Origin of the sequence: Castellaniella hirudinis, assembly GCF_042651965.1 — a bacterium.
In the GTDB taxonomy this organism is placed as follows: domain Bacteria; phylum Pseudomonadota; class Gammaproteobacteria; order Burkholderiales; family Burkholderiaceae_B; genus Castellaniella; species Castellaniella hirudinis.
Map to the genome: position 1 here is coordinate 604,935 of NZ_JBHSDY010000002.1, position 26,783 is coordinate 631,717.

Consider the following 26,783-nt stretch of genomic DNA (forward strand, 5'->3'; position numbering starts at 1 on the left):
ATGTCCAGTTCGCATTTCCTGTCGGCAGACTGCCTGGATGCCGCCGTCACGGCGGCGCATGCTGCAGCCGCCATTCTACAAACTCACGCCCTGCACCGCGCAGACCTGGTGGTCGACCACAAGATGCGCAACGATCTGGTGTCCCAGGCCGACCGCGAGGCCGAACAGGCCATCATCGACATCCTGCGTGTCCGCACCCCAGACATCGGCATCATCGCCGAAGAATCCGGCGGCGAACCCGGCGCCCAGGCGACCTGGTGCATCGACCCGCTGGACGGCACCACCAACTTCATCAGCGGCATTCCTCATTACGCGGTATCCATCGCCCTGATCGGCCATGCCGGCTGCCGCACGAACGGCGGCAGCCCGCTGCCCCAGGACACGCCGCTGATCGGCGTGATCTACGACCCCAACCGCGAGGAACTGTTCTCCTCACTGTATGGCCTGGGCGCCTGGCTCAACGGCCGCCGCATCCGATGCTCGGCCACGCCGTCGCTGGACCAGGCGGTGCTGGCCACGGGCTTTCCCTTCCGTGATTTTTCCTTCGAATCGCGCTACATGCCGACCCTGCACGACGCCATCCACGCCACGCGCGGCATCCGCCGCCAGGGCTCGGCGGCCCTGGACCTGGCCTGGACGGCCTGCGGGCGTTACGATGGCTACTGGGAAATGGGCCTGGCCCCCTGGGATGTGGCCGCCGGCACGGCGCTGGTCCGCGCAGCAGGCGGGGTCTGCGAAGACATCCGCCACCAGGAACCCTGGCCCGAAGGCGGCTACGTCTACGCCGCCAACCCGCACATCGCCACCGCGCTGGACGATCTGATCAATCGACAGTCATGACACAAAAGCTCCTCGACACCCTGGGCGACTGGCTGCCCGACCTGACCGACATCCGCCGCGCCATCCACGCCTGGCCCGAACTCGCCTTCCAGGAAGTCCGCACGGCCGACACTGTGGCGCGCCTGCTGGAGTCCTGGGGGATCGAGGTCCACCGCGGCCTGGGCGAAACCGGCGTCGTGGGCCGCATCGCCGGGCGCGGCGCGGGCCGGTCCATCGGCCTGCGGGCCGACATGGACGCCCTGCCCATGCCGGAAACCAACACCTTCGCGCACGCCAGCCGCAACCCGGGGGTCATGCACGCCTGCGGCCACGACGGCCACACCACCATGCTGCTGGCCGCCGCCCGCTACCTGGCCGGACACCGGGACTTTGACGGCGTCGTGCACGTGATCTTCCAGCCCGCCGAAGAAGGCGGCGGCGGCGCGCGCCGCATGATCGAAGACGGCCTGTTCGAACTGTTTCCCATGGACGCCGTGTTCGGCATGCACAACTGGCCCGGCCTGCCCGCCGGCACCTTCGGCCTGACCGACGGCCCCATCATGGCCTCCAGCAGCACCTTCGAGATCACGCTGCGGGGCAAGGGCGCCCACGGCGCCATGCCCCATCTGGGCGTGGACCCGGTGGTCACCGCCGCCCAGCTCACCCTGGCCTTCCAGACCATCCTGACCCGCGATCTGGACCCGCTGGAACCCGGCGTCATCAGCGTGACCCAGATCCATACCGGATCGGCCGACAACGTCATCCCCGACCTGGCCGTGATGCGCGGCACGGTGCGCACGCTGTCGAACACCGCGCTGGATCTGATCGAGTCCCGCATGCGGGACCTGACCGGACCGCTCGCCCAGGCGCTGCGCTGCGAGGCAGACTTCCACTTCCATCGCGAATACCCGGCCACCATCAATCATCCTGAACAAGCCGCCCTCAGCGCCCAGGTCCTGACCGAACTGGTCGGCGCCGACCAGGTCAACGCCCAGGTGCGGCCCTCCATGGGGGCGGAAGATTTCGCCTTCATGCTGCAGGCCCGCCCCGGGTGCTACATCTGGATCGGCAACGGCACGGGCGATCACCGCACCGCAGGCCACGGCCTGGGGCCCTGCACCCTGCACAACGGCAGCTACGACTTCAACGACGCCATCACCCCGCTGGGCGCCGCCTACTGGGTGCTGCTGACCCGGCGCTTTCTCGACCCGACTGCCTGAACCCCGGCGCAGCGCGCCCCATCACCCGACCATCCCCTGCCGCCAGACCACGCAGCATCACAAACCGTTCATGCTGAACGGTTAAAATACGCGTTTTGCCGAAAGCCGCGCCTGCCTTCCCGGACGCGGCGCGCGACATCCACTCCGAGGCCGCCATGTCCACTACCCTGCCCTCATCCGACCACCCGGTCACGCTGCGCGTCATGCCCATGCCGGCCGACGCCAACATCCATGGCGACGTGTTCGGAGGCTGGATCATGTCCCAGGTGGACATCGCCGGCTCCATCCCGGCCACGCGGCGCGCGGGCGGGCGGGTCGCTACCGTGGCCGTCAATGCTTTCACCTTCAAGCAGCCCGTGTTCGTCGGCGATCTGCTCAGCTTCTACGCCGAAATCACCCACACGGGACGGACCTCCGTCACCGTCTCGGTCGAAGTCTACGCCGAACGCCAGCGCCTGGAAGCCGAAGTCGTGAAGGTCACCGAGGCCACCCTCACCTACGTCGCCACCGACGAGGACCGCCACAGCCGCCCTTTGCCCCCGATCTGAGGAGCCTGCACCCATGGCCGATCAGCCCGTCGTCAACGAGACCCCCGTCCCGGTCGTCATCCCGCGCCGCCTGGACCCGGAGGACGCCCAGCTCGCACTGCAGGAGCTGCAGTCCATCCTGAAGCGCCAGGAGGTCGTGGACGCGCTCGCCCAGCGCCAGCACGAAGACGAGGACGAGGACGGCTCGAACCTGCTGGAAGGCATGCTGCAGCGCCAGCACGAAGACGAGATCCGCCAGATCGTCAATACGCTGCACCCGGCCGACATCGCCTTCATCCTGGAATCCCTGCCGGTGCAACAGCGCCAGGCGGTCTGGCAACTGGTCAGCCAGGAACACGACGCCGACGTGCTGCTGGAAGTCGAGGATTGGGTCCGCGAGTCGCTGATCGAGTCCATGGACCACGAGGATCTGCTCGCGGCCACGGGCACGATGGACGCCGACGAGATCGCCGACCTCGCGCCCGACCTGCCCGCCGGCATCATCGCCGAAGTCCAGAAAGGCCTGACCGACGCCGAACGCGCCCAGCTGATCGCCGCCATGGGCTACCCGGAAGACACCGTCGGCGCCATCATGGACTTCGACATGGTGCGGGTGCGCGAGGACGTGACGCTGGAGGTCGTGCTGCGCTATCTGCGCCGCCTGCACGAACTGCCCGACCATACGGACCAGATTTTCGTGGTGGACCGCGACGACCAGCTGCGCGGCACGCTGTCGCTGTCGCGCCTGCTGCTGAGCGAACCCGAGACCCTGGTCAACGCGGTCATGGAGCCCGACGTCCTCAGCCTGAACCCGATGGACCCGGACACCGACGCCGCCAGCGCCTTCGAGCGCTACGACCTGGTGTCGGCCCCGGTGGTGGACGAACAGGGCCGCCTGATCGGCCGCGTCACCATCGACGAGGTCGTGGACGTGCTGCAGGAAGACTCCCAGGAACAGGAGCTGTCGCGCGCCGGCCTGCAGGAAGAAGACATCTTCGCCCCCGTCCAGGCCGCCCTGCGCAACCGCGCCCCCTGGCTGCTGGTCAATCTGTGCACGGCGTCCATCGCGTCTTTCGTGGCATCCCGCTTCGAAGACACGGTCAGCCACATCGTGATCCTGGCCTTCCTGATGTCCATCGTCGCCGGGATCGGCGGCAATTCCGGCAATCAGACGATGACGATGATCATCCGCGCCATGGCGACGGGCCGCGTGACCGGCGCCAACATCGCGCAACTGGTGAAGCGCGAACTGCAGGTGACGTTCCTGGTGGGCGCCTGCGGCAGCCTGGTGGCGGCGACGTTCGCCTGGATGATCTCGGATTCCTATGCGGTCGCCGGGGTGATGATGGCGGCCATGGTCGGCAATATGCTGATCGGCGCGGCGCTGGGGGTGATGATCCCGCTGCTGCGCGACCGCTTCGGCAAAGACCCTGCGGTGGGCTCATCGGTGCTGCTGACCTTCGCCACGGACTCGCTGGGATTCTTTTTGTTCCTGGGGCTGGCGACGGTGTTCTTGCTGTAGCAGCACCTCGACTGCACGGCACATCGTCGGCATGTCTTTCATCGGGGGCAGGTTCTTGTGAGGCACCTCGACCGTACCACCCCCTTCGTCAGGCGGCGCCCTGTGGCCGCACCGGGCGCTGTTGGAGTCCGCCGGTGAGAGGCCTGCCAGCGGGGATGCAAGTGAGCCACTGTCTGAGCGGGACGCTTGTGGTCAGTCCGGGGGACTGACCACCCCGCGAGTTTGGCGAACGCCCCGATGGCAGGCCTCTGACCGGGCAGTTCCGGCGCAGCCGGAACCGGACGACCTGCGACCGGGGCGGGCATAGGGCGACGCCGAGGCCTTACAAAAGAACACCACTGGCCAGCGCCCTACAAAAGCGTGATCAAACACCACACCAACGCACCAGCAATGAAAAAGGCCGGAACGCAATGTCCGGCCCTTTCATCATCGGCAGAAAGACTTACTTCAACTGCCCGTGGCAGTGCTTGTACTTCTTCCCGCTGCCGCACGGGCAGGGATCGTTGCGCCCCACGCGCGGCACCGCGCCGGCCGGGGTCGCGGCCTTCTGGCCTGCCGCACCAGCCGCAGCCGCCTCGTCCAGGCCCAGGTCCTCACCGCGCAGGGCTGCATCATAGTCCGCGTGGTGGTAGCGCACGTTTTCCAGCGCCGGGGACGCCGGTTCCTCGACCTCCACCTGCTCGCGCGACTGGATGCGCACCGTCATCAGCACCCGGATCGTCTCATTGCGGACGCGATCCAGCATGTCAGAGAACAGCGTGAACGCCTCGCGCTTGTAGGCCTGCTTCGGATCCTGCTGCGCGTAACCGCGCAGATGGATGCCCTGCCGCAGATGGTCCAGGGCCGCCAAGTGGGCGCGCCAGTTCGTGTCCAGCGACTGCAGCAGCACCGAGCGCTCGAAGGGCCGCCAGCCGTCTTCGCTGACCAGGGCGATTTTCTCGTCGTACAGCCGCTTGGCCTCGGCCAGCACCCGCTCCAGCAGATCGTCGTCCGTCAGATTGGGTTCCTTTTCCAGCATCTCGGCCAGCGGCATCGCGATCGACCAGTCGGACTCCAGGGAGGACTGCAGGCCCGGGATGTCCCACTGCTCTTCCATCGTCTCTTCGGGCACGTAGCGGCGGAACACCGATGTGATCTCCGCGTCGCGCAGATTCGCGATCGTATCCGCCACCGACTCGACTTCCAGGACCTCATTGCGCTGGGAGTAGAGCACCTTGCGCTGGTCGTTGGCCACGTCGTCATATTCCAGCAACTGCTTGCGGATGTCGAAGTTGCGGCCTTCAACCTTGCGCTGCGCGGATTCGATCGAGCGCGACACCATGCGCGCCTCGATCGGTTCGCCTTCGGGCAGGCGCAGGCGGTCCATGATGGCGCGCACCCGGTCACCCGCGAAGATCCGCATCAGCGAATCGTCCAGCGACAGATAGAAGCGCGAGGAACCCGGGTCGCCCTGGCGGCCGGCGCGGCCGCGCAACTGGTTGTCGATACGCCGCGATTCGTGGCGTTCCGTGCCGATGATGCGCAGGCCGCCGGCCTGCTTCACGGCCTCGTTGGCGGGCGCCCATTCGGCACGGATCGTGGCGATGCGGGCCTCCTTGTCCTCGGGCGACAGATCGGGATCGGCGCGCACCAGATCGATCTGCTTTTCCACGCTGCCGCCCAGCACGATGTCCGTGCCCCGGCCGGCCATATTGGTGGCGATGGTGATGTGGCCCGGCTTGCCGGCCTCGGCGACGATCTCGGCCTCGCGGGCGTGCTGCTTGGCGTTCAGCACCTCGTGGGGCAGACCGTCCTTTTTCAGGGCGTTGGACAGCAGTTCGGAGTTTTCGATGCTGGTGGTGCCCACCAGAACCGGCTGGCCGCGCTTGTGGCAATCGACGATGTCGGCCAGGATCGCCTGGTATTTTTCCGCGTCCGTCTTGAAGACCTGGTCGTTCTGATCCTGACGCGCCATCGGCCGGTTGGTCGGGATGATGACCGTTTCCAGACCGTAGATTTCCTGGAATTCGTAGGCCTCGGTATCGGCCGTCCCGGTCATGCCCGACAGCTTGTCGTACATGCGGAAATAGTTCTGGAAGGTGATCGAAGCCAGCGTCTGGTTCTCGTTCTGGATGCGCACGCCTTCCTTGGCCTCGACGGCCTGGTGCAGGCCGTCGGACCAGCGGCGGCCCGCCATCAGGCGGCCCGTGAATTCGTCGACGATGACGACCTCGCCGTCCTGGACGACGTACTGCTGGTCGCGGTGGAACAGATTGTGCGCCCGCAGAGCAACCAGCAAGTGGTGCATCAGCGAGATATGGCGCGGGTCGTACAGCGATTCGCCCTCGGGCAGGATGCCCTGGCCCGCCATGATCTGCTCGGCCTTGATCTGACCGGCCTCGGACAGGTGCACCTGCTGGGCTTTTTCGTCCACCCAGAAGTCGCCCTCGGGTTCGGGTTCGTGGGGCTTGGGCTCTTCCGCCATGCGCGTCAGCAGCGGCGGCACCGCGTTCATGCGGATGTAGAGTTCGGTGTTGTCCTCGGCCTGGCCGGAAATGATCAGCGGCGTGCGCGCTTCGTCGATCAGGATCGAGTCCACTTCGTCGACGATGGCGTAGGCCAGGCTGCGCTGGCGACGGTCTTCCGGGCGGAATTCCATGTTGTCGCGCAGATAGTCGAAGCCGTATTCGTTGTTCGTGCCGTAGGTGATGTCAGCCTGATAGGCGGCGCGCTTTTCTTCGTTTTCCTGCTGCGGCACCACCACGCCGACCGTCATGCCCAGGAAGCCGTAGAGCCGGCCCATCCATTCGGCGTCCCGGCGGGCCAGGTAGTCGTTGACCGTCACCACGTGGACCCCGCGGCTTTCCAGGGCATTCAGGTAGACCGCCAGCGTCGCCATCAGGGTCTTGCCCTCGCCGGTGCGCATTTCAGCGATCTTGCCGTTATGCAAGGCGATCGCGCCCAGCATCTGGACGTCGAAGTGGCGCATGCCGAACACACGCCGGCTGGCCTCGCGCACCACGGCAAAGGCCTCGGGCAGCAGTGAATTCAGGGATTTTCCGTCCGCGATCCGCTGGCGGAATTCGTCGGTCTTGGCCTTCAGCTCGTCGTCGGACAGGGCTTGCACGGAAGGTTCGAGCGCATTGATCTGCGCGACCTGCTTGCGATACTGCTTCAACAGCCGGTCGTTGCGGCTGCCGAGGATTTTTTTGAGCAGAGAAACCATATCGTATCGTCGCTGCGGGCCCAACGGAAATCGGACGCCGGAAAATTGTGAGACGCGGGCACCGAATGGTGACCGCAGGTAAACGCTGCAGTTTAACGCAGCACGGAAGCCCCCGCATCGGCGGGGGACCCGGCAGCAGCCTGCGCGATCCGGTCGCCCCCCTGCGCCAGGCGCGTGCGGGCGTCATCCTGGATGAACAGGGTCGGGTCCAGGGGATAGTCCGCCATCCGCACCTCGAAATGCAGATGCGAACCGGTGGATCGGCCGGTGCTGCCCACCCGCGCGATCAACTGGCCCTGGCGGACGATGTCCCCCGTCTTCACCAGCACGCTGGAAGCATGGGCATAACGGGTCCGCAGGCCGTTGCCATGGTCGATTTCCACCATCCGCCCGTAGCCGTGCCAACTGCCCGCCCGCGTCACCAGCCCGCCGGAGGCCGCCCGGATCGGCGCGCCGCGCGGTGCGACGAAATCCAGACCCTCGTGCATGGTGTGACGGCCGCTGACCGGATTGCGGCGCCAACCGAACGAGGAGCTGAGGGCAGGATAATCGACCGGCGACAGGGTCGGCAGACTGGCCTGGAAGCCCGCCTGGCGGGACAGGGCCGCATCCACCAGCGCGTACGCGTCCTCCTGGGTTTCCAACTGCCGCCCCAGCGCGTCGATGTGCCGTCCCAGCAATTCCGCCGAGCCGATCGAGGGCGCCGGCAGCGACTGGGCGGGAATATCGTCCATGACCTGGGCATCGCCCGCGTCGTCCTGCAAGCTGGCCAGCCCCTCGGCGGACCCCGCAGGAGAGGCGGACTCAGCCGACGCAGGAGAGGCGGCAGCCGCGACGGTTGCGGCCGCGCGGGGCGCGAGTTCCGGCGCCGTATAGTTCAGACCGGCCGCCTGGGCGACCCGCGTGCGCACGGACTCCATGGCCAGCACACGGCCCTGCAATTCGCCCAGCTTGCCCGCCAGGCCTGCGATACTGCCCTGCAGCGCCGCCGAATCCTGCCGCAGGCGGGAGTCGATCGCCTCGCGCTGGCCGGGGTCCATGGCCGGCGCGCGCCAGGCTTGCCATTGGGCGCCGCCCCAGGCCGCCAGCGCCAGGGCGCACACCCCGCCCAGCCCCCGCAGGAGCCGCGCGTTAGAATGCAGCCAGAGCGCTGCGCGAGCAGTTTGTTTCGATTTCGTCACTCAAAATTCCTTATGTCCATGGCGATGCCGCCTCGGCGGAACCGATCCTCCGGCACTCCGGCCCTGGAATGGCTGGACCGCAATCCGCAAGGCGCGCACATGATGCGCGCAGTGCGCGAACTGCTGGCCGTCCAGGCGGTGGTGGCAGGCACCTTGCCGCCCGCCCTGGCACGCCACATCCGGGTCGCCAGCATGGATGGACCGCACATCACCGTGATGGTTCCCGGCCCCGCGCACGCCGCCCGGCTGCGCCAACTGACCGAAGCCGCCGCCCGCAGGGTCCGGGAGGCAGGCTGGCCCGTCGAACGGATTGTCGTCCGGATCGACGCCGCCATGGGCCGGACCTGGACACAAAAGCCCCGGCGGGAAGCCGAACCCCTGGGGGAAAACGCCCTGCAGTCCTTCGAGGACCTGGGGCGTCACGTGGCGCCGGGCCCGCTGGCCGACGCCATCGGCCGGCTGCTGCGCCACCACCGCTCGTAGGATGAGTCCGGACACAGGACAGTCCCCGCGGACTGTCCTGTGCCTGACGAATCGGAGCGGCTTGCAAGCCGCGACGTGGAGAGCTGTCGCGGCTGAAGATGCCTCGTGCCTGACGAATCGGAGCGGCATACCAGCCGCGACGTGGACGAGCAGCGCAGCGGACCGGCCGGAATCAGGCGAGCTGCCAGTCGCGGGTGAAGGCGGCGGGTGCGGTGTCGCGCGATTCGTAGCTGACCAGTTCCCAGCAATCCTGCCGGGCCAGCAGGGCGCGCACCAGTTGGTTGTTCAAGGCGTGACCGGACTTGCAGGCGACGTAACGCGCCACCAGCGGCTTGCCGGCCAGATACAGGTCCCCGATGGCGTCAAGGATCTTGTGTTTCACGAATTCGTCGTCGTAGCGCAGCCCGTCGGCGTTCAGGACGCGGTATTCGTCCATGACGATGGCGTTGTCCAGGCTGCCGCCGCGCGCCAGGCCCATGGAACGCAGGGCCTCGACCTCGCTGGCGAAACCGAAGGTGCGCGCGCGGGCGATGGTCTTGACGTAGGAATCCTTGGCGAAGTCGATTTCAGCCGCGTTGGCCGTGGAATCGATGGCGGGATGCCGGAAATCGATCGAGAAGGACAGCGCAAAGCCGTCGTACGGCTCCAGCCGCGCCCATTTGGCGGCCGGGCCTTCGCCTTCGCGGACTTCGACGGGCTTGAGCACCCGCAGGAAGCGTTTGGGCGCGCTCTGTTCCAGCAGGCCGGCGCTGCGCAGCAGGTAGACGAACGTCCCCGCGCTGCCGTCCATGATGGGCACTTCTTCGGCGTCGAGATCGACGTGCAGATTGTCCACGCCCAAGCCGGCCAAGGCCGACATCAGGTGCTCGACGGTGGAGACGCGCACCGAACCCTGCTGCAGGACCGAAGCCATGCGGGTGTCGCCCACAGCGTCGGCGCGCGCGGGCAGATCCACGACTTCAGGCAGGTCCACGCGATGGAACACGATGCCGGTATTGGGCTCGGCCGGGCGCAACGTGATTTCCACGCGGCGGCCGGAGTGCAGGCCCACCCCAGTGGTGGACACGGCTTGTTTGATGGTGCGCTGCAGGAGCATGGGAGTCTTCGTCAAAGAAAAAAACGGCACGGCGGAGCGCGCCCCGCATTGCCTGACTGCTTGCATTGTAATCAATATTCGGGTTTTCCACGATAGTCGAATGCAACACGGGAGGATGCATGTGCAAGGAAATCCCCGGGATGACCGGATAAAACCAATGCGAAGGCGCGCCTTCCCCCAGGGGCAGGGGAAGACGCGCCAGGCGCCGCGAACTGCTGTACGACAGCCGCGATGTGAGGTTGCGCGCGAAGCGGGCCGGGTCAGTCGGCCTGCTTGCGCAGGAAGGCCGGGATGTCGAAGTGATCCATGCCGGCCGTCTCCAGGGCCCGGACCTGGGCCGAGGCATGGCTGCGCGGATTGCGGATCACCGACGGCACGTCCGTACCGGAAAAGTCATGGCCGGCGCCCACCGGCATATTGTCCGTGCCGGTGCGCTGGGCTTCGACGTTGGTCGACACCAGTTGCGGACGCGACGACGTCGCGCCCAGGCCGGTGGCGACCACCGTGACGCGCAGGTTCTCGCCCATGGACTCGTCGTAGGCCGTACCGAAGATCACCGTGGCATCGGACGAGGCATAGCTGCCGATGGTGTCCATGATCTCGCGGGTCTCGCGCATCTTCAGCGTCCGGCTGGCGGTGATGTTGACCAGCACGCCGCGTGCGCCGTGCAGGTCCACGCCTTCCAGCAGCGGGCAGGCGATCGCCTGTTCGGCTGCGATGCGGGCACGATCCACGCCGGAGGCCACGGCCGTGCCCATCATGGCCTGGCCCTGCTCGCCCATGATGGTCTTCACGTCCTCGAAGTCGACGTTGACGTTGCCTTCGACGTTGATGATCTCGGCGATCCCGGCGCAGGCGTTGTGCAGCACGTCGTCGGCCGCGCGGAAGCAGTCTTCCTGCGTGGCGTCCTCGTCCATCAGTTCATACAGGTTTTCGTTCAGCACGACCACCAGCGAATGGACATGGCGCGACAGTTCGCGAATGCCTTCCTCGGCCATGCGCATGCGCTTGGCGCCCTCGAAAACGAAGGGCTTGGTGACCACGCCCACCGTCAGGATGCCCAGCTCCTTGGCGACCTCGGCCACCACGGGGCCGGCCCCCGTCCCGGTGCCCCCGCCCATGCCGGCGGTGATGAACACCATGTGTGCGCCATTCAGCGCCGCGCGGATTTCCTCGCGGGCGGTCTCGGCAGCGGCACGACCCTGTTCGGGTTTCGCGCCGGCGCCCAGTCCGGTACGGCCCAGACGGATCTGGACCGGCGCCTCACTGGTCAGAAGCGCCTGGGAATCGGTATTCGCGCAAACGAAATCCACACCCTGCACGCCCGAACGGATCATGTGGGCCACGGCGTTGCCGCCTGCCCCGCCGACGCCCACGACTTTGATCATGGTGCCGGTTCTGCTGGTATCCAGCATTTCAAAATTCATCATGGTTGACTCCCTCACATACGGAAAAACGAACAACTTCCCCTGAAAAGCCCATGGCCCTGGCCGCTTTGACGCCGCCTCAGTTCATGAACCATTCCTTCATGCGCGCCAGAATGGATTTGACCGTTCCCTTCTGTTGCGCCACCTTGCGGCCGCGGGCGCGCTGCACGCGCGCCTCGGTCAACAAGCCCATCACCGTCGAGAAGCGCGGATTGCGCATCACGTCGGCCAAACTGCCCTCATACATGGGCACGGCGACACGCACCGGCTTGAGGAACACGTCCTCGGCCAGTTCCACCATGCCCGGCATGAGCGCCGTCCCGCCGGTCAGCACGACCCCGGACGACAGCAATTCCTCGTAGCCGGATTCGCGCACCACCTGCTGCACGAAACCAAACAATTCCTCCATGCGCGGCTCGATCACCGCGCCCAGGGCCTGGCGCTTGACGCTGCGGTTGGGGCGATCCCCCAGGCCCGGCACTTCGATCATTTCCTCGGCATCGACCAGCGTCTGCTTGGCCACGCCGTGGCGCAGCTTGATTTCCTCGGCGTCCGGCGTCGGCGTGCGCAGCATGGCGGCGATGTCGCTGGTGACCTGGTCGCCCGCGATCGGGATCACCGAGGTATGGCGGATCGCGCCGCCGGTGTAGATGGCGATGTCGGTGGTGCCTCCGCCGATGTCCACCAGCACCACGCCCAGTTCTTTCTCGTCGACCGTCAGGCACGACAGGCTGGAAGCGAGCGGCTGCAGAATCAGGTCCTGGACTTCCAGGCCGCAGCGGCGCACGCACTTGACGATGTTCTGGGCCGCGCTGACCGCGCCCGTGACGATGTGCACGCGCACCTCCAGGCGCATGCCGCTCATGCCGATCGGCTCGCGGATGTCCTCTTGCGCGTCGACGATGAACTCCTGCGTCAATACGTGCAGCACCTGCTGATCGGTCGGGATGTTGACCGCCTTGGCCGTCTCGATCACACGCGCCACGTCGGTGGCGGTGACTTCCTTGTCCTTGACCGCCACCATGCCGCTGGAATTGAAGCTGGTGATGTGGCTGCCCGCGATGCCGGTGTAGACCTCGCGGATCTTGCAGTCGGCCATCAGCTCGGCTTCCTCCAGTGCGCGCTGGATGGAGTTCACGGTGGACTCGATGTTGACCACCACGCCTTTGCGCATGCCTTCGGACTCGTGCTGTCCCAGGCCCAGCACCTCGAACCCGCCGTCGGGCAGGATTTCGGCAACGACGGCGGCCACCTTGCTGGTGCCGATGTCGAGTGCAACGATCAGGTCTTTGATGTCACGGGTCATGGTTTGGTCGATCGGGAGGATGCAGAAGTTTCGGGAGACAGCGTGATGGCGAATCCATTCGGATAACGCAGGTCGGCACTGGCGATCATGCGGCCGCCCAGGCGGCGGGTCAGTTCCGGCCAGGCCTGGACAAAGCGTTCAATACGGGCGGCGAAGGGCAGCGCGCCGGAGCGTCCGTGGGGGTCGGCCACGTCAGCGGCCGGATCCCGGCCCAACGCCAGGCGCACGTCATCGGACAGGGTGACTTCCCAGGCGTAGCGAGGGGTCAGCGTGGCCTCGCGCACGCTCAGGCCCAGCGGCGCGAACCAGCGCGCGATCTCGGCGTAGCGCTGCACCACCAGCCGCTCGGAATTCACCGGACCGTTCAACTGGGGCAGGTCCAGTTCGTCGGGCAGCTCGCCCTGGTTGGCCGTGAAGGCCTCACCCCAGGTATTGATCATCTGGTTCTCGTTCCAGTAAGCCAGCGGCTGCTGCTCTTCGATATTCACCTGCAGCGTCGCCGGCCACACCCGCCGGACGATGGCGTGGCGCACCCAGGGCGCGGACTCGATGCGGCGCCGCGCCGCGTCCAGGTCCATCAGGAAGAAATTGCCCCGCACCTGCCCCGCCAGCGCGGTCTGCAAGTTCAGGGGCGTGACGTATTGCAGGGTCGAACCGCCCGCCGGGGCCAGCTCGATCTTGGAAATCGCGAAATACGGCCGCCGGATGGTCCAGACCACGGCCCCGACCACGATCGCCAACACCGCCAGCAAAGCCAGCAGGTTGGCGATCAGATTGGTCAGTCGGGCTTCGGCGAACACGTCCGGCTCCTTTCCTCAGGCTGCCTGGCGCAGCTTGCAGCGCGCCGTCGACAGGATTTCCACACACAGCCGGCCGTAGCTCATGCCGGCGGCCTTGGCGCCCATGGGCACGAGCGAATGGCTCGTCATGCCCGGCGAGGTGTTCATTTCCAGCAGCCAGGGCTGGTTCTGCTCATCGAGCATCACGTCGGCCCGGCCCCAGCCTTCGCAGCCCAGGACCCGGTAGGCCTGCACGACGATCTCCTGGATCCGATGCGTCAACGCGTCCGGCAGCGGCGCCGGGCACACGTAGCGGGTGTCGTTGGACACGTATTTGTGTTCGTAGTCGTAATTGCCCTGGGGCGCGATGATCTCGATGACGGGCAGCGCGCGCGCTTGCGCCCCCGAACCCAGCACCGGGATGGTCAGTTCGCGCCCGCGGATGAACTGCTCGACCAGGGCCAGATCGTCGAAACGGCAGGCCAGCGCCTGCGCGTCGTGCAACTGGTCCGCCGACTCGACCCGGGTCAGGCCCAGCGTCGAACCTTCGTGCGGCGGCTTGACGATCAGCGGCAGGCCCAAGTCCCGGGCCAGACCCGACGGATCGGCGTCGCAGGCCAGTTCGGCGAAGCGCGGCGTGGGCAGCCCGTGCTGCAGCCACAGGCGCTTGGTGGCGATCTTGTCCATCGCCAGGCAAGAGGCCAGCGGGCCGCTGCCGGTATAGGGAATCTTCAACAGTTCCAGCGCGCCTTGCAGCGTGCCGTCCTCGCCGTAGCGTCCGTGCAGGGCGATGAAGACGCGGTCGAAGCCCGCCGCCGCCAGGTCCGCCAGGCTGCGTTCCCCGGTGTCGAACAGATGGGCGTCGACGCCTTCTTCGCACAGCGCGGCGCAGACCCCGGCGCCCGACATCAGAGACACTTCACGCTCGGCGGAACTGCCGCCGTACAACACGCCCACGCGGCCGAATGCCTGGCTCATAGAGGACTCCCCAGTTGCGCGGGGACGCGGCTGATGGAACCGGCCCCCATGATGATCACGACGTCTCCGTCGCGGGCGAAGTCCCCGATGGCGGCCGCCATATCGGCCACGTCCTCGACGAACACCGGCTCGACCCGGCCGGCCACCCGCAGGCCGCGCGCCAGGGCGCGCCCGTCGGCGGCGATCAGCGGCGCCTCGCCGGCCGGATAGACCTCGGTCAGCAGCACGGCATCGGCCGAGCTCAGCACACGCACGAAATCCTCGAAGCAATCGCGGGTGCGCGTATAGCGGTGCGGCTGGAAGGCCAGCACGATACGGCGGTCCGGCCAGGCGCCACGTGCGGCCGCCAGGGTGGCCGCCATCTCGACCGGGTGGTGGCCGTAGTCATCGACCACGGCATACGAGCCGCCGCCGTTCTTCTCCGGCACCGGAAAGCGGCCCACCTGGGTAAAGCGCCGGCCCACGCCGCGAAACTGCGACAGCGACTCGGCGATGATCCCGTCGGGCACGCCCAGCTCAGTGGCGACGGCGATCGTGGCCAGCGCGTTGAGCACGTTGTGCCGGCCCGGCAGATTGAGGCGCACGGACAGGGGGGCCAGATCGCCCCGGACGCCCTGCCGATCGACCTCGAAGCACATGACGGTGCCGTCGGCGCGCAAGTCGCGCGCGCGCACCTGGGCCGGCGTGTCGATGCCGTACGTCGTCACGGGCCGCGACACGAAGGGAATGATCTCGCGCACATTGGCATCGTCCACGCACAGCACCGCGCTGCCGTAGAACGGCAGGCGCTGGGTGAACTCGACGAAGGCGCTCTTGAGACGCGCCACGTCGTGCCCGTAGGTGTCCATGTGGTCGAGGTCGATGTTGGTGATGATGGCCATCACCGGCAGCAGGTTCAGGAACGAGGCATCGGACTCGTCGGCTTCGACCACGATGTAGTCGCCCTGCCCCAGCCGCGCGTTGGCGTCGGCCGCGTTCAGCCGCCCGCCGATGACGAAGGTGGGATCCAGCCCGCCAGCCGCCAGCACGCTGGCCACGAGACTGGTGGTGGTGGTCTTGCCGTGCGTGCCGGCAATGGCGATGCCGCGCTTCAGGCGCATCAGCTCGGCCAGCATCAGGGCGCGGGGCACCACCGGGATGCGCGCGGCGCGGGCCGCCAGGACTTCGGGATTGTCGGCGTGGATGGCGGTGGACGTGACCAGGGCGCCGGCGCCGCGAATGTGCTCGGCGGCGTGGCCGATCAGGATGCGCGCGCCCAGCGACGCCAGCCGCCGCGTCACGGCGGTTTCCTGGACGTCGGAGCCGCTGATGGAATAGCCCAGGTTCAGCAGCACCTCGGCGATGCCGCTCATGCCCGAGCCGCCGATGCCGACGAAGTGAATATTACGGATGCGGTGCTTCATGCCGATTCCTCCAGACTATGGACGCAGGCATCGGCAATCTGCTGCGCGGCGTTCAAACTTGCATGTTCGCGGGCATGGGCGGCCACGGCGGCCAGTTCGGGCCGCCGGCGGGCAGCCAGCCAGGCCGACAGCCCGGCCGCGTCCAGATCGGCCTGACGCATCATCCAGCCGCCCCCGCACTCCGACAGATAGCGGGCGTTGGCCGTCTGGTGGTCGTCGATGGCATGCGGCAACGGGATGAACAGGGCCGCCACGCCGACGGCCGCGACCTCGGCCACGGTCATCGCGCCGGCCCGGCAGACGATCAGGTCGGCCCAGCCCAGGGCTTCGGCCATGTCGTCGATGAAGGCCGCGACCTCGCCTGCGACACCCAGCCGCCCGTAATGCTGGCGCACGCTCTCGGCGTGACGCTCGCCCGCCTGGTGGCGCACCTGGGGCCGGGCATCCTCCGGCAACAACGCCAGGGCCTCGGGCACCAGTTCGTTCAAACGCGCCGCCCCCAGGCTGCCGCCCACCACCAGCAGGCGCAGCGGCCCCTGACGGCCGGCGTAGCGCTCATTCGCAGGCGCCATCGTCTCCAGGGCAGCGCGCACCGGGTTGCCCACCATCAGGGCATTGGGCAACGCCCCGGGAAAGCCGCACAGCACCCGGCGGGCAAAGCGGGCCAGGACGCGGTTGGCCGTGCCTGCAATGGCATTCTGTTCGTGTACGACCAGCGGGATGCCGGACAGGCGCGCCATCAGGCCGCCCGGGAAGGCGGCGTAGCCGCCCATGCCCAGCACCACGTCGGGGCGTTGCGCGCGCAGCAGCTTGCGCGCGCGCAGGCAGGCGGAGCCCAGGGTGAAGGGCAGCTTCAACAAGGCGGCGGCGCCCTTGCCGCGCACGCCGCCGAAACGCAGCGGCAGCAGTTCGATGCCGCGCGCCGGCACCAGCCGGCCTTCCATGCGGTCGGGATCGCCCAGCCACAGCACCCGCCAGCCGGCGGCGCTCAGGACTTCGGCCACGGCCAGCCCCGGCATGATGTGCCCGCCCGTGCCGCCCGCCATGATGAGGATCGTGCGCGCGCTCATCGCCGTTTCCCCCGCATCATGCAACGAGTCTCGTAATCGACGCGCAGCAGCAGCGCCATGGCTGCCAGGTTCATGACGATGCCTGAACCGCCGTAGCTGACCAGCGGCAGCGTCAGGCCCTTGGTGGGCAGCAGGCCCAGGCAGACGCCCACATTGATGAAGGCCTGCACGCCCATCCACAGCGCCACGCCCTGGGCGACCAGGCCGTCGAAGACCCGTTCCAGCACCATGGCCTGGCGGGCGATGTCGAAGCCGCGTATCACCACGTAGACGAACACGGCGATCAGGGACAGCACCCCGACCAGGCCCAGTTCTTCGCCGATGACGGCGACGATGAAGTCGGTATGCGCCTCGGGCAGATAATGCAGTTTCTCGATGCTGGAGCCCAGGCCGACGCCGAACCATTCACCCCGCCCCAGGGCGATCAGCGAATGGGACAACTGGTAGGCGCTGCCATAGGCATTGTCCGGGTTCCAGGGGTCCAGATAGACGAACAGACGCTCACGGCGCCAGGGCGACAGCCAGATCAGCATCAGGAAACTGGACATCACCCCGCCCAGCAGCAGGGTGAACAGCTTGAGATTGATCCCGCCGATGAACAGGATGCCGACGGCGATGGCGCCGATGACGATGAACGCCCCCAGATCGGGTTCCAGCAACAGCAGCACCCCGACCAGCATCAGCGCCAGCGCCATGGGCGCAAAGCCGCGCACGAAGCCGCGCACAAAGCCTTGCAAGTGCGCCTGCTTGCGCACCACGTAATCAGCCGCGTACAGCAGGATGGCGGCCTTCATCAGCTCGGAGGGCTGGAAATTCACCGGCCCCAGAGGCAGCCAGCGCCGCGCGCCGTTGACCTCGCGGCCGATGCCGGGCACCAGCACCACCACCAGCAGGGCCAGCGACAGGGCAAACAGCGGCAGGGCGATCTTTTGCCAGATGCGCATCGGGATGCTGGCGGTGAACAGCGCGGCCAGCAGACCGATGACGATGAAAGCGGCATGGCGGCCGACGAAATAGAAGCGGCCGTAGCTTTCGTAGCGCGGCCCGTCGGCCAGGGCGATCGAGGCTGAATACACCATGAGCAGGCCGAACAGGATCAGGGTGGTGACCGCCACGATCAGTCCCACGTCCACGCTGGGCATGGCCGTGCGGCCCGACCGCGCCGTCGCGTTCACACCGCCGCTCAGGGAACCCAGCATGCTCATCACGCCACCTCCCCACGTTCAGCAGCCAGCTCGTTCACCGCCTCGACGAAGCAGGCGCTGCGGTGGGCGTAGTTGCGGAACATGTCCATGCTGGCGCAGGCCGGCGACAGCAGCACGGCATCACCCGGCTGCGCCAGTTCCAGGCCCTGGGCCACGGCGTCTTCCAGCGTCGCGCAGGACCGCATCGGCACCTCGCAGCCCGCCAGCGCCTGGCCGATCAACGGACCGTCCTGGCCGATCAGCAGCACGGCGCGCGCATGGGCGCGCACGACCGGCGCCAGAGGCGTGAAATCCTGCCCCTTGCCCAGGCCGCCGGCAATCAGCACCACCGGCCGGCCCAGCCCTTTCAGGGCGGCCAGCGTAGCGCCCACATTGGTGCCCTTGCTGTCGTCGATGAAATCCACCCCGGCGATCGCGCGCACGAATTCCGTGCGGTGCGCCTCGCCCCGGTAGTCGCGCAGGGCGTGCAGCATCGGCGCCCAATCCAGGCCGATGGCGCGGCCCAGGGCCAGCGCGGCCAACGCGTTGAGCGCATTGTGCGTGCCCTGGATCCGCAGCGCCTCGGCCGGCATCAGCGCCTGGGCGGGCACGGAGGGCCGCCGGGCGGGGGCTTCTTCGCGCGCCGCACGGCGTCGGCGCGCCGGCGTCTGGGCGGTCGGATCCGCCTCGACCTCGGGCGCGGCCGCTAACCAGGCCAGGCCCTGCTGGTTCAACAGGCCGAAATCGCCCGCCAAGGCCGGCGCATCGACCCCGAAACTGCGCACCCGTTCGTCAGCCATGTCGCGGACCATGTCCCGCACCAGCAGATCATCCCGGTTGACGACGGCGATCCGCGCCATCTCCAGCAGCCGCGCCTTGGCCGCTGCATAGGCCCGCATCGAGCCGTGCCAGTCCAGATGATCCTGCGTGACATTGAGCACGGTCGCCGCATCCGGCGCCAGCGTGGTCGTGGCCTCCAACTGGAAACTGGACAGCTCCAGCACCCAGACCTCGGGCAGGTCGTCCTGGTCCAGGGCATTTTTCAAACTGGTCAACGCGGCCGGGCTGATATTGCCGGCCGCACGCACGCGACGGTCGCCGGCCTCGACCAGATGGCGCGTCAGCGAGGTGACCGTGGTCTTGCCGTTGGTGCCCGTCACCGCCAGCAGCGCGGGCGCGTAGCCCTGCGCGCGCAGGTCCGTCAGGGCGCGGGCGAACAGTTCGATCTCGCCCAGAATGTCCACGCCCCGTTCGCGCGCCGCCGCCAGCAAGCCGGCCACGGGCGCCTCATGGGGATTCAGCCCGGGGCTGAGCACCAGCGTGTGAACGCCATCCAGCGCCTCGACCGCCAGGGCCCCGTCGCCCAGACGCAGATCGACCTCCACCCCCTCTGCCTTCAAGGCATCCAGCCCGCCCGGCTGCGCGCGCGTGTCCAGCACCCGCAAGCGGGCGCCGTGCGCAGCGCACCAGCGCGCCGCCGCCACGCCGGTCTCCCCCAATCCCAGGATCAGGGTCAGGCCGTCGCGGCGGATAGAGGGGAAGTCGTACACGGTCGTCATCGCAGCTTCAGGCTCGCCAGGCCGATCATGACCAGCATCATGGTGATGATCCAGAACCGGACCACCACCTGGGTTTCCTTCCAGCCGCTCACTTCGAAATGGTGGTGCAGCGGAGCCATGCGGAAGATCCGGCGGCCTTCCCCATAGCGTTTCTTGGTGTATTTGAACCAGGTGACCTGCAGCATCACCGACAGGGTCTCGACCACGAACACCCCGCCCATGATGAACAGGACGATCTCCTGGCGCACGATGACGGCGATGGTGCCCAGCGCGCCGCCCAGCGCCAGGGCGCCCACGTCGCCCATGAAGACCTGGGCGGGATAGGTGTTGAACCACAGGAAGGCCAGGCCCGCGCCGGCGATGGCCGCGCAGATCACCATCAGCTCGGAAGCGCCCGGGATATAGGGGAACAGCAAATACTTGGAATAGTCCACCCGCCCGACCACGTAGGCGAAGATGCCCAGGGCCGAGCCGATCATCACCGTGGGCATGATGGCCAGGCCGTCCAGGCCGTCGGTCAGGTTGACGGCATTGCTGGTGCCCACGATCACCAGCCAGGTCAGCGCGCCGAAGCCGAACACGCCCAGCGGGTAGCTGACGGTCTTGAAGAACGGCACGATCAGGTCGGCACGCGCCGGCAGCGCCATGGTGAAGCCGCTCAGGACCCATTCGCGGAACAGCGGCCAGAGCTCCGTATTGGCCGGCACCGACACGGCAAAGCTGAGATACACAGCAGCCACGGCGCCGATCAGCGCCTGCCAGAAGAACTTCTGCCGCGCCGGCATGCCTTCCGGATCGTGGTGCACGACCTTGCGGTAGTCGTCGGCCCAGCCGATCCAGCCAAAACCGAAGGTCACCAGCAGCACCACCCAGACGAAACGGTTGGTCCAGTCCGCCCACAGCAGGGTGCTGATACCGATGCCGATCAGGATCAGCGCGCCGCCCATGGTGGGCGTGCCGTTCTTCTGCAAGTGCGTCTGCGGGCCGTAGCTGCGCACCGCCTGGCCGATCTTCAGCGCCGTCAGGCGGCGGATCAGCCAGGGGCCGGCCAGCAGGCCGATGGCCAGCGCCGTGGCGCACGCCAACAGCGCGCGGAAGGTGATGTATTCCACCACGCCGAAGGCGCGGAAATGGGCATCGGACAGCCAGCGCGCCAGTTCAAGCAGCATGTTCGCCCCCCTGCGCGGATGCGTCCGCATCGAGCGCCTGCACCACACGCTCCATGCGCATGCTGCGCGAACCCTTGACCAGGATGTGGCCCGGACGCGCCGCCAGCAGATGCGGCAACAGCTCGTCAAAGGCGTCGAAGGCCTGGGCCTGCGGGCCGAAAGCCTGCGCGGCCCCCCGGGCTGCCGGCCCCAGCGTCAGCAAGGCATCCACGCCGCACTGGCGGGCATAGGCGCCGACCTCGGCGTGCATGGCCGGCCCTTGGTCACCGACCTCGGCCATGTCGCCCAGCACCAGGATGCGCCGGCCATCCAGTCCGGACAGCACGTCGATGGCGGCGCGCACGGAATCCGGGTTGGCGTTGTAGCTGTCGTCGATCAACTGGAAGCCGTCAGCCAGCCGCCGGGGCTGCATCCGCCCGCCCACCGGCGCGAAAGCCGCCAGACCGGCGGCAATGGCGGCCGCAGGCGCGCCCGCCGCCCAGGCGCAGGCTGCCGCCGCCAGGGCGTTGCGCAAGTTGTGGCGCCCCGGCGCGTGCAGGACGACCGGAACGGTTTCCGCACCCAGGTGCAGGCGGAATTCCGTCTGCGCCGTCCCGGCGCGGATCTGCGAAGCGTACGCGTCAGCCGTGTCGGCAAAGCCGAAGCGCCGCGTCCGCCGGTCGCCGGCCAGTTCCTGCCACAGCCCGCTGTAGTCCTCGTCGGCCGGGAACACCGCCACGCCGTCGGCGGGCAGGGCCTGCAGCACGGCGCCGTTCTCGCGCGCCACGGCCTCGACCGTGTTCATGAATTCCTGGTGCTCGCGCTGCGCATTGTTGACCAGCGCCACGGTGGCCTGGGCGATGGCGGCCAGCACGGGGATTTCCCCCGGGTGGTTCATGCCCAGTTCCAGCACGGCGGCGCGATGCGCCGGGCGCAGGCGCAGCACCGTCAACGGCAGGCCGATGTCGTTGTTCAGATTGCCGCGCGTGGCCAGACGGCCATCCTCGCCGCACCAGGCCGCCAGGATGGCGCTGATCATTTCCTTGGTCGTGGTCTTGCCGTTGCTGCCGGTGACCGCGATGACCGGCATCTGGAACTGACGCCGCCAGGCCGTGGCGGCGCGCCGCAGCGCCAGGCGGGTGTCGCCCAGCACGATCTGGGGCAGCCCGGCGCCCGGCACCCGGTGGGCGACGATGGCCGCGCGCGCACCGGCCTGGGCCGCCGTACTCAAGTAGGCATGACCGTCGAAGCGCTCGCCTTCCAGTGCCAGGAACAGGGCGCCGGCCGGCAGCGAGCGGGTGTCGGTGGACAGCTCTGCGCCCTGTTGCCAGGTCAGCGCAAAGCGCGCCCATTCGCGGTCGTCGAAGGGGCTGCGCACATGATGGACTTCCTGGTAGGTCTCGTGACCCTTGCCGGCCAGCAGCACCACGTCCCGATCACCGGCGCCCCAGAGGGTTTCCAGGATGGCGTCGGCCCGATCCGGGCGTACGTCCGGGCGGCTCGGCATGCCCGCCACGATCTGCTCGATGATGGCCTCGGGCGATTCGGTGCGCGGATTGTCGGTGGTGACCACGACCTGGTCGGCCAGCCGGGCCGCCACGGCCCCCATCAGGGGCCGTTTGCCGGCATCCCGGTCGCCGCCGCAGCCGAACACGCAGCGCAGGCGGCCGCCACGATCCCGAGCCAGCGGCCGCAGGGCCGTCAGCACCCGTTCCAGCGCGTCCGGCGTGTGCGCGTAATCCACCACCACCAGCGGCTGGGGCCGGCCCGAACTGGCGCCGCCCAGCGCCGTGACCACTTGCAGGCGGCCCGGCACGGGATGCAGCACGGCCAGGGCGCGCGCGATGCGGCTCAGCCCCCAGCCCAGCTCACGCAGTACGCCGGCCACCAGCAGCAGGTTGGAGACATTGTGTTCCCCGACCAGGTGGGTCAGGATCTGGGCGCTGCCGTCGGGCGCGACCAGATTGAAGACCAGGCCGTTGGCGCCGTGCTGGATGTCCTCGGCCCGGAAAACCGCCGCAGCGTCGCGCTGCAGGCCGTAGCCCACCCGGTGGCCGGACGGCGCAGCGCTTTCCAGCAGTTCCCGCCCCGCCGCGTCGTCGGCGTTGATGACCGCGCCGCGCAGGCCCGGGCGCGCGAACAGGGCGAATTTCGCCTGCTTGTAGCGCGCTTCCGTGCCGTGATAATCCAGGTGATCGCGGGTCAGGTTGGTGAAACCCGCGACCTGGATGCTGACCCCGTCCAGGCGGCCCTGCTCGATCCCGATGGAGGACGCCTCGATGGCGGCCGCCACGCCGCCCGCGCGCACGATGGCGGCCAGGCTGCGGTGCAGCGTCAGCACGTCCGGCGTGGTCAGGACGCCGCCCAGGTTGCTGCCGTCAGCCAGGGTCACGCCCAGCGTCCCGATCGTGCCGCAGGGCATGTCTTCGGCGTTCAACGCCGCCGCGATCCATTGTGTGGTGGACGTCTTGCCGTTGGTGCCGGTCACGGCAATCACGGTCAGGGCGTCGGACGGCCGGCCGTACCACAGGTGGGCGACCTCGCCCAGCCAGGCGGACAGGCCCTCGACTTCCAGGACCGGCACGCCGGCGGGCGAAACATGATCGCCCCCCGCCTGCCGGACGATGACGGCGGCGCCGGCGGCCACGGCGGCTTCCATGAAGGCGCGGCCGTCCGAGGCAATGCCGGGGCAGGCGAAAAACACATCGCCCGGCTGCAACTGGCGCGAATCCAGGCAGAGGTCTGCCTTGCGATCGACCCGCTCGTCCAGCCAGGCCATGATGTCTAATAAGATCATTGAGTGCGTCCCCCCTGCTCTGCTGCGGCCACGAGGGAATCCACGGGCGCATCCGGCCGCACGCCGAGCCGGCGCAGGGTACTTGAAACGATGTCGGAAAAAACAGGCGCGGCCACGCGGCCGCCATAATATCCCCCGGCGCCGGGCTCATCGATGGACACGGCCACGACGATGCGCGGGTCGGACACCGGCGCCAGGCCCACGAAGGACCCGCGGTATTTGGTCTTGCTGTACTGGCCGTTGATGATCTTGCGCGCCGTGCCGCTCTTGCCCGCGATCCGGTAGCCCTGGACCTGGGCGAGCTTGGCGCCGTCGGGACCGGCGGCGGCTTCCAGCATGCTGCGCATCAGCAAGGCCACCTGGGGCGAGTAGACCTGCACGCTGGTGGGCTGGCCTTCGCGGCGCAGCAGGGACAGCGACACCATATCGCCGTTGCGGGCGAAGACGGTGTAGGCGTGAGCGACCTGCAGCAGCGACACGGACAGCCCATAGCCATAGGCCATGGTGGCGCGCTCGATCGGCCGCCAGCGCTGCCAGGGCCGCAGGCGTCCCGAAGCCATGCCGGGGAAATGCGTCTGGGGCGCGCGCCCGAAGCCCAGCGCCGAGAATTTTTCCCACATCGACTGGGACGTCAGCTTCTCGGAAATCATCGTCATGCCGATATTGCTGGAACGCCGGATGATGCCGCCCACGTCCAGCACGCCGTTGCGGCTGACGTCGGAAATCACGGCCCCCTGATAGCTGTAGCGGCCGTTGCCGGTGTCGAACTGCGTGCGGGTCGTGATCTTGCCTTCGTCCAGGGCCAGCGCAGCCGTGAACGGCTTCATGATGGAGCCGGGCTCGAAGGTGTCGGTGACGACGCGGTTACGCAGCGCATCGCCCGTGCGCTTGGTGTTGTCGTTGGGATCGTAGGACGGCAGATTGACCATCGCCAGGATCTCGCCCGAACGGGCATCCAGCACGATGGCCGCCGCCGCGCGCGCCTGGTGTTCCTTCATCGCGGCCTTGAGGGCCGTGTAGGTGTCGAACTGGATGCCCGCATCGATGGACAATTGCAGGTTCTGACCGTCGACCGGCGGCACCACGGCCTGAACGTCCTCGACCACGCGGCCCAGCCGATCCCGGATCACGCGCCGGGAGCCCGGCTGACCCGACAGGCGATCGTTGAACGCCAGTTCGATGCCTTCGATGCCGCGATCCTCGATATTGGTAAAGCCGACGATATGCGCCATGACTTCGCCTTCGGGATAGACGCGGCGCGTCTCGGCCAGTTGCTGGACCCCGGGGATCTTCAGTTGCTGAATGGCCTTGGCCGTATCGGCGGCCACCTGCCGCTGCAGATAGACGAAATTCTTGTCTTCGTCCTGAGTGCGCCGACGCAATTCGGCCGGCTTGATGTCCAGCAGGCGCGCCAGCTCGGCGACCTGGGCATCGGTGGCCTTGTGAAAATCCTCGGGGATCGCCCAGATGGCCTTGGCCGGCACGCTGGACGCCAGCACCACCGAACCGCTGCGGTCCAGGACCTTGCCGCGCGAGGCCTGCAGCACCAGGGTGCGCTCGTAGCGGCGCTCGCCCTGGCGTTGCAGGAATTCGTTGGACAGGATCTGCAGGTTCAGCGCCTTGGCCGCCAGCGCAGCGAAACCCAGCATGAGCACGATCACCACCAGCCGCGCGCGCCAGAAGGCGGGGCGGCTGGCCAGCACGGGGCTTTCGTGGAAACCGAAGCGCTTCATTGCGGCGCCCCCTGCGCGGCGGGGGCCGGCTGCTGCAGGTAAATGGTGCGATCCGGCGTCACCGACACCAGATGCAGGTCCGAACGCGCCAGCGAGTCGATGCGCGCGTTACGCGCCAGCTCCGCCCGCTCGAGCTGCAGGCGGCGCCATTCCGCATCCAGTTCGTGGGCGTGGGCTTTCATCCGCTCGGACGCCACGAACAGCTCCCGCGTCTGGAAACGCACCGTGACCAGCGAAATCGCCGAGGCCATCAGCAGCAGCGCCAGGAACAGGTTCACGCGTATCATCGCCGCACCCTCCCCGTCCGGCGCGGCACGGCCGCGCGGCCCGGCAGGCGGATGAAGCCGGCGGCCTCGTCCAGCGACAAAGGGATATCCGTGCGTTCAGCCACCCGCAGCACGGCCGAGCGCGAGCGGACATTGTCCGCCACCTCGGCCTCATCCGCCTGAACGCGGCCCAGCAGCGTGACATAGGGCTGCGGCATGTCCCGTTCGGGGATCGGCAGCCGCGCCTGTTCCCGGCCCGGGTTGGCTGCAGCGGCAAGGCACTGCTTGACCATGCGGTCTTCCAGCGAATGGAAGCTGATCACGGCCAGGCGCCTGCGCGCGCGCAAACGGGTCAGCGCTGCCGGGAGGGCGTGCGCGAGCTGCGCGAGCTCTTCATTGATGTGAATCCGTATAGCTTGAAAGGTGCGGGTGGCCGGGTGTTGACCCTTTTCGCGCGTACGGACGGTACCGGCGACGAGCTGGGCAAGTTCGCCCGTGGTGCGCAGCGGCCCGGATTGGCGGCGCGCAACAATCGCCTTTGCAATCTGAAAAGCAAACCGTTCTTCGCCATAATCTGCGATGACCTCCTTGATCTGTTCCTGGTCGGCCTCGGCCAGCCATTGAGCCGCCGTCTGTCCGCGGCTGGTGTCCATGCGCATGTCCAGCGGGCCATCCCGCATGAACGAGAATCCGCGCTCCGCCTCGTCGATCTGGGGCGAAGACACGCCCAGGTCCAGCAGTACGCCGTCCACCTGGGCGATGCCCAGGCGGTCGAGTTGTGCGTCCAGCGTCGCGAAACCATCGTGGGCGATCTCGACCCGGGCGTCGGCGGCGCGCAGCGCCTGCGCCTCGGCAATCGCCATCGGGTCCTTGTCGAATACCAGCAGCCGCGCCTGCGGGGCCAGCCGGCTCAGCAGCAGGCGGCTATGTCCGCCACGCCCGAATGTCCCATCCACATACACCCCGTCCAGCGGCGGGGCCTCTGCCTCCGGCGCCGCCGACCGACGGCCGAACGCGGGACTCAACAACGCGTCGATAGCCGGCTCCAGCAGAACGGTGCGATGGGAATACGCCATGTAC

21 protein-coding genes are annotated in these 26,783 nt (G+C 68.0%); 5 read left to right on the forward strand and 16 right to left on the reverse strand.

The features are described from left to right. The 4 genes from ACFO0J_RS05020 to mgtE all read left to right on the forward strand — a co-directional run bounded on the left by ACFO0J_RS05020 (nt 1) and on the right by mgtE (nt 4,088). Entirely contained in the window at nt 1-840 is an 840-nt protein-coding gene (locus tag ACFO0J_RS05020) for an inositol monophosphatase family protein (RefSeq protein ID WP_376811945.1), read from the forward strand. Further along, complete coding sequence (locus ACFO0J_RS05025) at nt 837-2,039, forward strand: M20 aminoacylase family protein (RefSeq protein WP_376811946.1); 1,203 nt, start codon at nt 837-839, stop codon at nt 2,037-2,039. Before ACFO0J_RS05020 ends, ACFO0J_RS05025 begins: the two co-directional genes overlap by 4 nt. Before the next feature lie 155 nt (nt 2,040-2,194). Then, on the forward strand, nt 2,195-2,587 hold the full coding sequence (locus ACFO0J_RS05030) for an acyl-CoA thioesterase (RefSeq protein WP_376811947.1): 393 nt from the start codon (nt 2,195-2,197) through the stop codon (nt 2,585-2,587). Between the two features lie 13 nt (nt 2,588-2,600). Further along, entirely contained in the window at nt 2,601-4,088 is a 1,488-nt protein-coding gene (gene mgtE, locus ACFO0J_RS05035; protein WP_376811948.1) for a magnesium transporter, read from the forward strand. A 442-nt stretch (nt 4,089-4,530) separates the two neighbouring features. Here the strand turns inward: mgtE and secA are convergent, their stop codons facing one another. Further along, nucleotides 4,531-7,293, reverse strand: coding sequence for a preprotein translocase subunit SecA (secA, locus tag ACFO0J_RS05040; RefSeq protein ID WP_376811949.1), 2,763 nt, complete (start codon nt 7,291-7,293; stop codon nt 4,531-4,533). Nucleotides 7,294-7,385: 92 nt separating this feature from the next. Next, on the reverse strand, nt 7,386-8,474 hold the full coding sequence (locus ACFO0J_RS05045; RefSeq protein ID WP_376811950.1) for a M23 family metallopeptidase: 1,089 nt from the start codon (nt 8,472-8,474) through the stop codon (nt 7,386-7,388). Nucleotides 8,475-8,498: 24 nt separating this feature from the next. Here ACFO0J_RS05045 and ACFO0J_RS05050 point away from each other — a divergent pair, with 24 nt between their 5' ends. Beyond that, a complete protein-coding gene (locus ACFO0J_RS05050) occupies nt 8,499-8,957 on the forward strand; it encodes a DciA family protein (RefSeq protein WP_376812008.1) in 459 nt (152 codons plus the stop codon). A 172-nt stretch (nt 8,958-9,129) separates the two neighbouring features. On the opposite strand, the gene lpxC is transcribed toward ACFO0J_RS05050, so the two are convergent. From lpxC to rsmH, 14 genes are all read right to left on the reverse strand, one after another. Beyond that, nucleotides 9,130-10,053, reverse strand: a complete 924-nt coding sequence (gene lpxC, locus ACFO0J_RS05055; protein ID WP_376811951.1) for a UDP-3-O-acyl-N-acetylglucosamine deacetylase — start codon at nt 10,051-10,053, stop codon at nt 9,130-9,132. Between the two features lie 260 nt (nt 10,054-10,313). Continuing rightward, complete coding sequence (gene ftsZ / locus ACFO0J_RS05060; RefSeq protein WP_376811952.1) at nt 10,314-11,483, reverse strand: cell division protein FtsZ; 1,170 nt, start codon at nt 11,481-11,483, stop codon at nt 10,314-10,316. Nucleotides 11,484-11,559: 76 nt separating this feature from the next. Further along, on the reverse strand, nt 11,560-12,786 hold the full coding sequence (gene ftsA / locus ACFO0J_RS05065; protein WP_376811953.1) for a cell division protein FtsA: 1,227 nt from the start codon (nt 12,784-12,786) through the stop codon (nt 11,560-11,562). After that, on the reverse strand, nt 12,783-13,586 hold the full coding sequence (locus ACFO0J_RS05070) for a cell division protein FtsQ/DivIB (protein WP_376811954.1): 804 nt from the start codon (nt 13,584-13,586) through the stop codon (nt 12,783-12,785). Before ACFO0J_RS05070 ends, ftsA begins: the two co-directional genes overlap by 4 nt. Before the next feature lie 15 nt (nt 13,587-13,601). Next, nucleotides 13,602-14,543: a D-alanine--D-alanine ligase gene (locus ACFO0J_RS05075; RefSeq protein ID WP_376811955.1), complete on the reverse strand. Its 942-nt coding sequence runs from the start codon at nt 14,541-14,543 to the stop codon at nt 13,602-13,604. Beyond that, on the reverse strand, nt 14,540-15,946 hold the full coding sequence (gene murC, locus ACFO0J_RS05080) for a UDP-N-acetylmuramate--L-alanine ligase (RefSeq protein WP_376811956.1): 1,407 nt from the start codon (nt 15,944-15,946) through the stop codon (nt 14,540-14,542). The genes ACFO0J_RS05075 and murC overlap by 4 nt, the downstream gene beginning before the upstream one ends. Continuing rightward, nucleotides 15,943-17,016 (reverse strand): undecaprenyldiphospho-muramoylpentapeptide beta-N-acetylglucosaminyltransferase, encoded by a 1,074-nt coding sequence (gene murG, locus ACFO0J_RS05085; RefSeq protein WP_376811957.1) that lies wholly within the window; start codon nt 17,014-17,016, stop codon nt 15,943-15,945. Before murG ends, murC begins: the two co-directional genes overlap by 4 nt. Beyond that, nucleotides 17,013-18,221, reverse strand: a complete 1,209-nt coding sequence (ftsW, locus tag ACFO0J_RS05090; RefSeq protein WP_376811958.1) for a putative lipid II flippase FtsW — start codon at nt 18,219-18,221, stop codon at nt 17,013-17,015. Before ftsW ends, murG begins: the two co-directional genes overlap by 4 nt. Further along, a complete protein-coding gene (gene murD / locus ACFO0J_RS05095; protein ID WP_376811959.1) occupies nt 18,221-19,759 on the reverse strand; it encodes a UDP-N-acetylmuramoyl-L-alanine--D-glutamate ligase in 1,539 nt (512 codons plus the stop codon). The genes ftsW and murD overlap by 1 nt, the downstream gene beginning before the upstream one ends. Next, on the reverse strand, nt 19,756-20,928 hold the full coding sequence (mraY, locus tag ACFO0J_RS05100; protein ID WP_376811960.1) for a phospho-N-acetylmuramoyl-pentapeptide-transferase: 1,173 nt from the start codon (nt 20,926-20,928) through the stop codon (nt 19,756-19,758). Before mraY ends, murD begins: the two co-directional genes overlap by 4 nt. Beyond that, entirely contained in the window at nt 20,918-23,704 is a 2,787-nt protein-coding gene (gene murF, locus ACFO0J_RS05105) for a bifunctional UDP-N-acetylmuramoyl-L-alanyl-D-glutamate--2,6-diaminopimelate ligase MurE/UDP-N-acetylmuramoyl-tripeptide--D-alanyl-D-alanine ligase MurF (protein ID WP_376811961.1), read from the reverse strand. Before murF ends, mraY begins: the two co-directional genes overlap by 11 nt. Next, nucleotides 23,701-25,437, reverse strand: a complete 1,737-nt coding sequence (locus ACFO0J_RS05110; protein WP_376811962.1) for a peptidoglycan D,D-transpeptidase FtsI family protein — start codon at nt 25,435-25,437, stop codon at nt 23,701-23,703. Before ACFO0J_RS05110 ends, murF begins: the two co-directional genes overlap by 4 nt. Next, entirely contained in the window at nt 25,434-25,724 is a 291-nt protein-coding gene (gene ftsL / locus ACFO0J_RS05115) for a cell division protein FtsL (protein WP_376811963.1), read from the reverse strand. The genes ACFO0J_RS05110 and ftsL overlap by 4 nt, the downstream gene beginning before the upstream one ends. Next, nucleotides 25,721-26,779, reverse strand: coding sequence for a 16S rRNA (cytosine(1402)-N(4))-methyltransferase RsmH (gene rsmH, locus ACFO0J_RS05120; RefSeq protein WP_376811964.1), 1,059 nt, complete (start codon nt 26,777-26,779; stop codon nt 25,721-25,723). The genes ftsL and rsmH overlap by 4 nt, the downstream gene beginning before the upstream one ends. Nucleotides 26,780-26,783: the final 4 nt, after the last annotated feature.

Excerpts from the sequence above, each read along its gene's own strand:
- ACFO0J_RS05020 (WP_376811945.1), top strand. The coding sequence starts at position 1 with ATGTCCAGTTCGCATTTCCTGTCGGCAGACTGCCTGGATGCCGCCGTC.
- ACFO0J_RS05025 (WP_376811946.1), top strand. The coding sequence starts at position 837 with ATGACACAAAAGCTCCTCGACACCCTGGGCGACTGGCTGCCCGACCTG.
- ACFO0J_RS05030 (WP_376811947.1), top strand. The coding sequence starts at position 2,195 with ATGTCCACTACCCTGCCCTCATCCGACCACCCGGTCACGCTGCGCGTC.
- mgtE (WP_376811948.1), top strand. The coding sequence starts at position 2,601 with ATGGCCGATCAGCCCGTCGTCAACGAGACCCCCGTCCCGGTCGTCATC.
- secA (WP_376811949.1), bottom strand. The coding sequence starts at position 7,293 with ATGGTTTCTCTGCTCAAAAAAATCCTCGGCAGCCGCAACGACCGGCTG.
- ACFO0J_RS05050 (WP_376812008.1), top strand. The coding sequence starts at position 8,499 with ATGCCGCCTCGGCGGAACCGATCCTCCGGCACTCCGGCCCTGGAATGG.
- lpxC (WP_376811951.1), bottom strand. The coding sequence starts at position 10,053 with ATGCTCCTGCAGCGCACCATCAAACAAGCCGTGTCCACCACTGGGGTG.
- ftsZ (WP_376811952.1), bottom strand. The coding sequence starts at position 11,483 with ATGATGAATTTTGAAATGCTGGATACCAGCAGAACCGGCACCATGATC.
- ftsA (WP_376811953.1), bottom strand. The coding sequence starts at position 12,786 with ATGACCCGTGACATCAAAGACCTGATCGTTGCACTCGACATCGGCACC.
- ACFO0J_RS05075 (WP_376811955.1), bottom strand. The coding sequence starts at position 14,543 with ATGAGCCAGGCATTCGGCCGCGTGGGCGTGTTGTACGGCGGCAGTTCC.
- murC (WP_376811956.1), bottom strand. The coding sequence starts at position 15,946 with ATGAAGCACCGCATCCGTAATATTCACTTCGTCGGCATCGGCGGCTCG.
- murG (WP_376811957.1), bottom strand. The coding sequence starts at position 17,016 with ATGAGCGCGCGCACGATCCTCATCATGGCGGGCGGCACGGGCGGGCAC.
- ftsW (WP_376811958.1), bottom strand. The coding sequence starts at position 18,221 with ATGAGCATGCTGGGTTCCCTGAGCGGCGGTGTGAACGCGACGGCGCGG.
- murD (WP_376811959.1), bottom strand. The coding sequence starts at position 19,759 with ATGACGACCGTGTACGACTTCCCCTCTATCCGCCGCGACGGCCTGACC.
- mraY (WP_376811960.1), bottom strand. The coding sequence starts at position 20,928 with ATGCTGCTTGAACTGGCGCGCTGGCTGTCCGATGCCCATTTCCGCGCC.
- murF (WP_376811961.1), bottom strand. The coding sequence starts at position 23,704 with ATGATCTTATTAGACATCATGGCCTGGCTGGACGAGCGGGTCGATCGC.
- ACFO0J_RS05110 (WP_376811962.1), bottom strand. The coding sequence starts at position 25,437 with ATGAAGCGCTTCGGTTTCCACGAAAGCCCCGTGCTGGCCAGCCGCCCC.
- ftsL (WP_376811963.1), bottom strand. The coding sequence starts at position 25,724 with ATGATACGCGTGAACCTGTTCCTGGCGCTGCTGCTGATGGCCTCGGCG.
- rsmH (WP_376811964.1), bottom strand. The coding sequence starts at position 26,779 with ATGGCGTATTCCCATCGCACCGTTCTGCTGGAGCCGGCTATCGACGCG.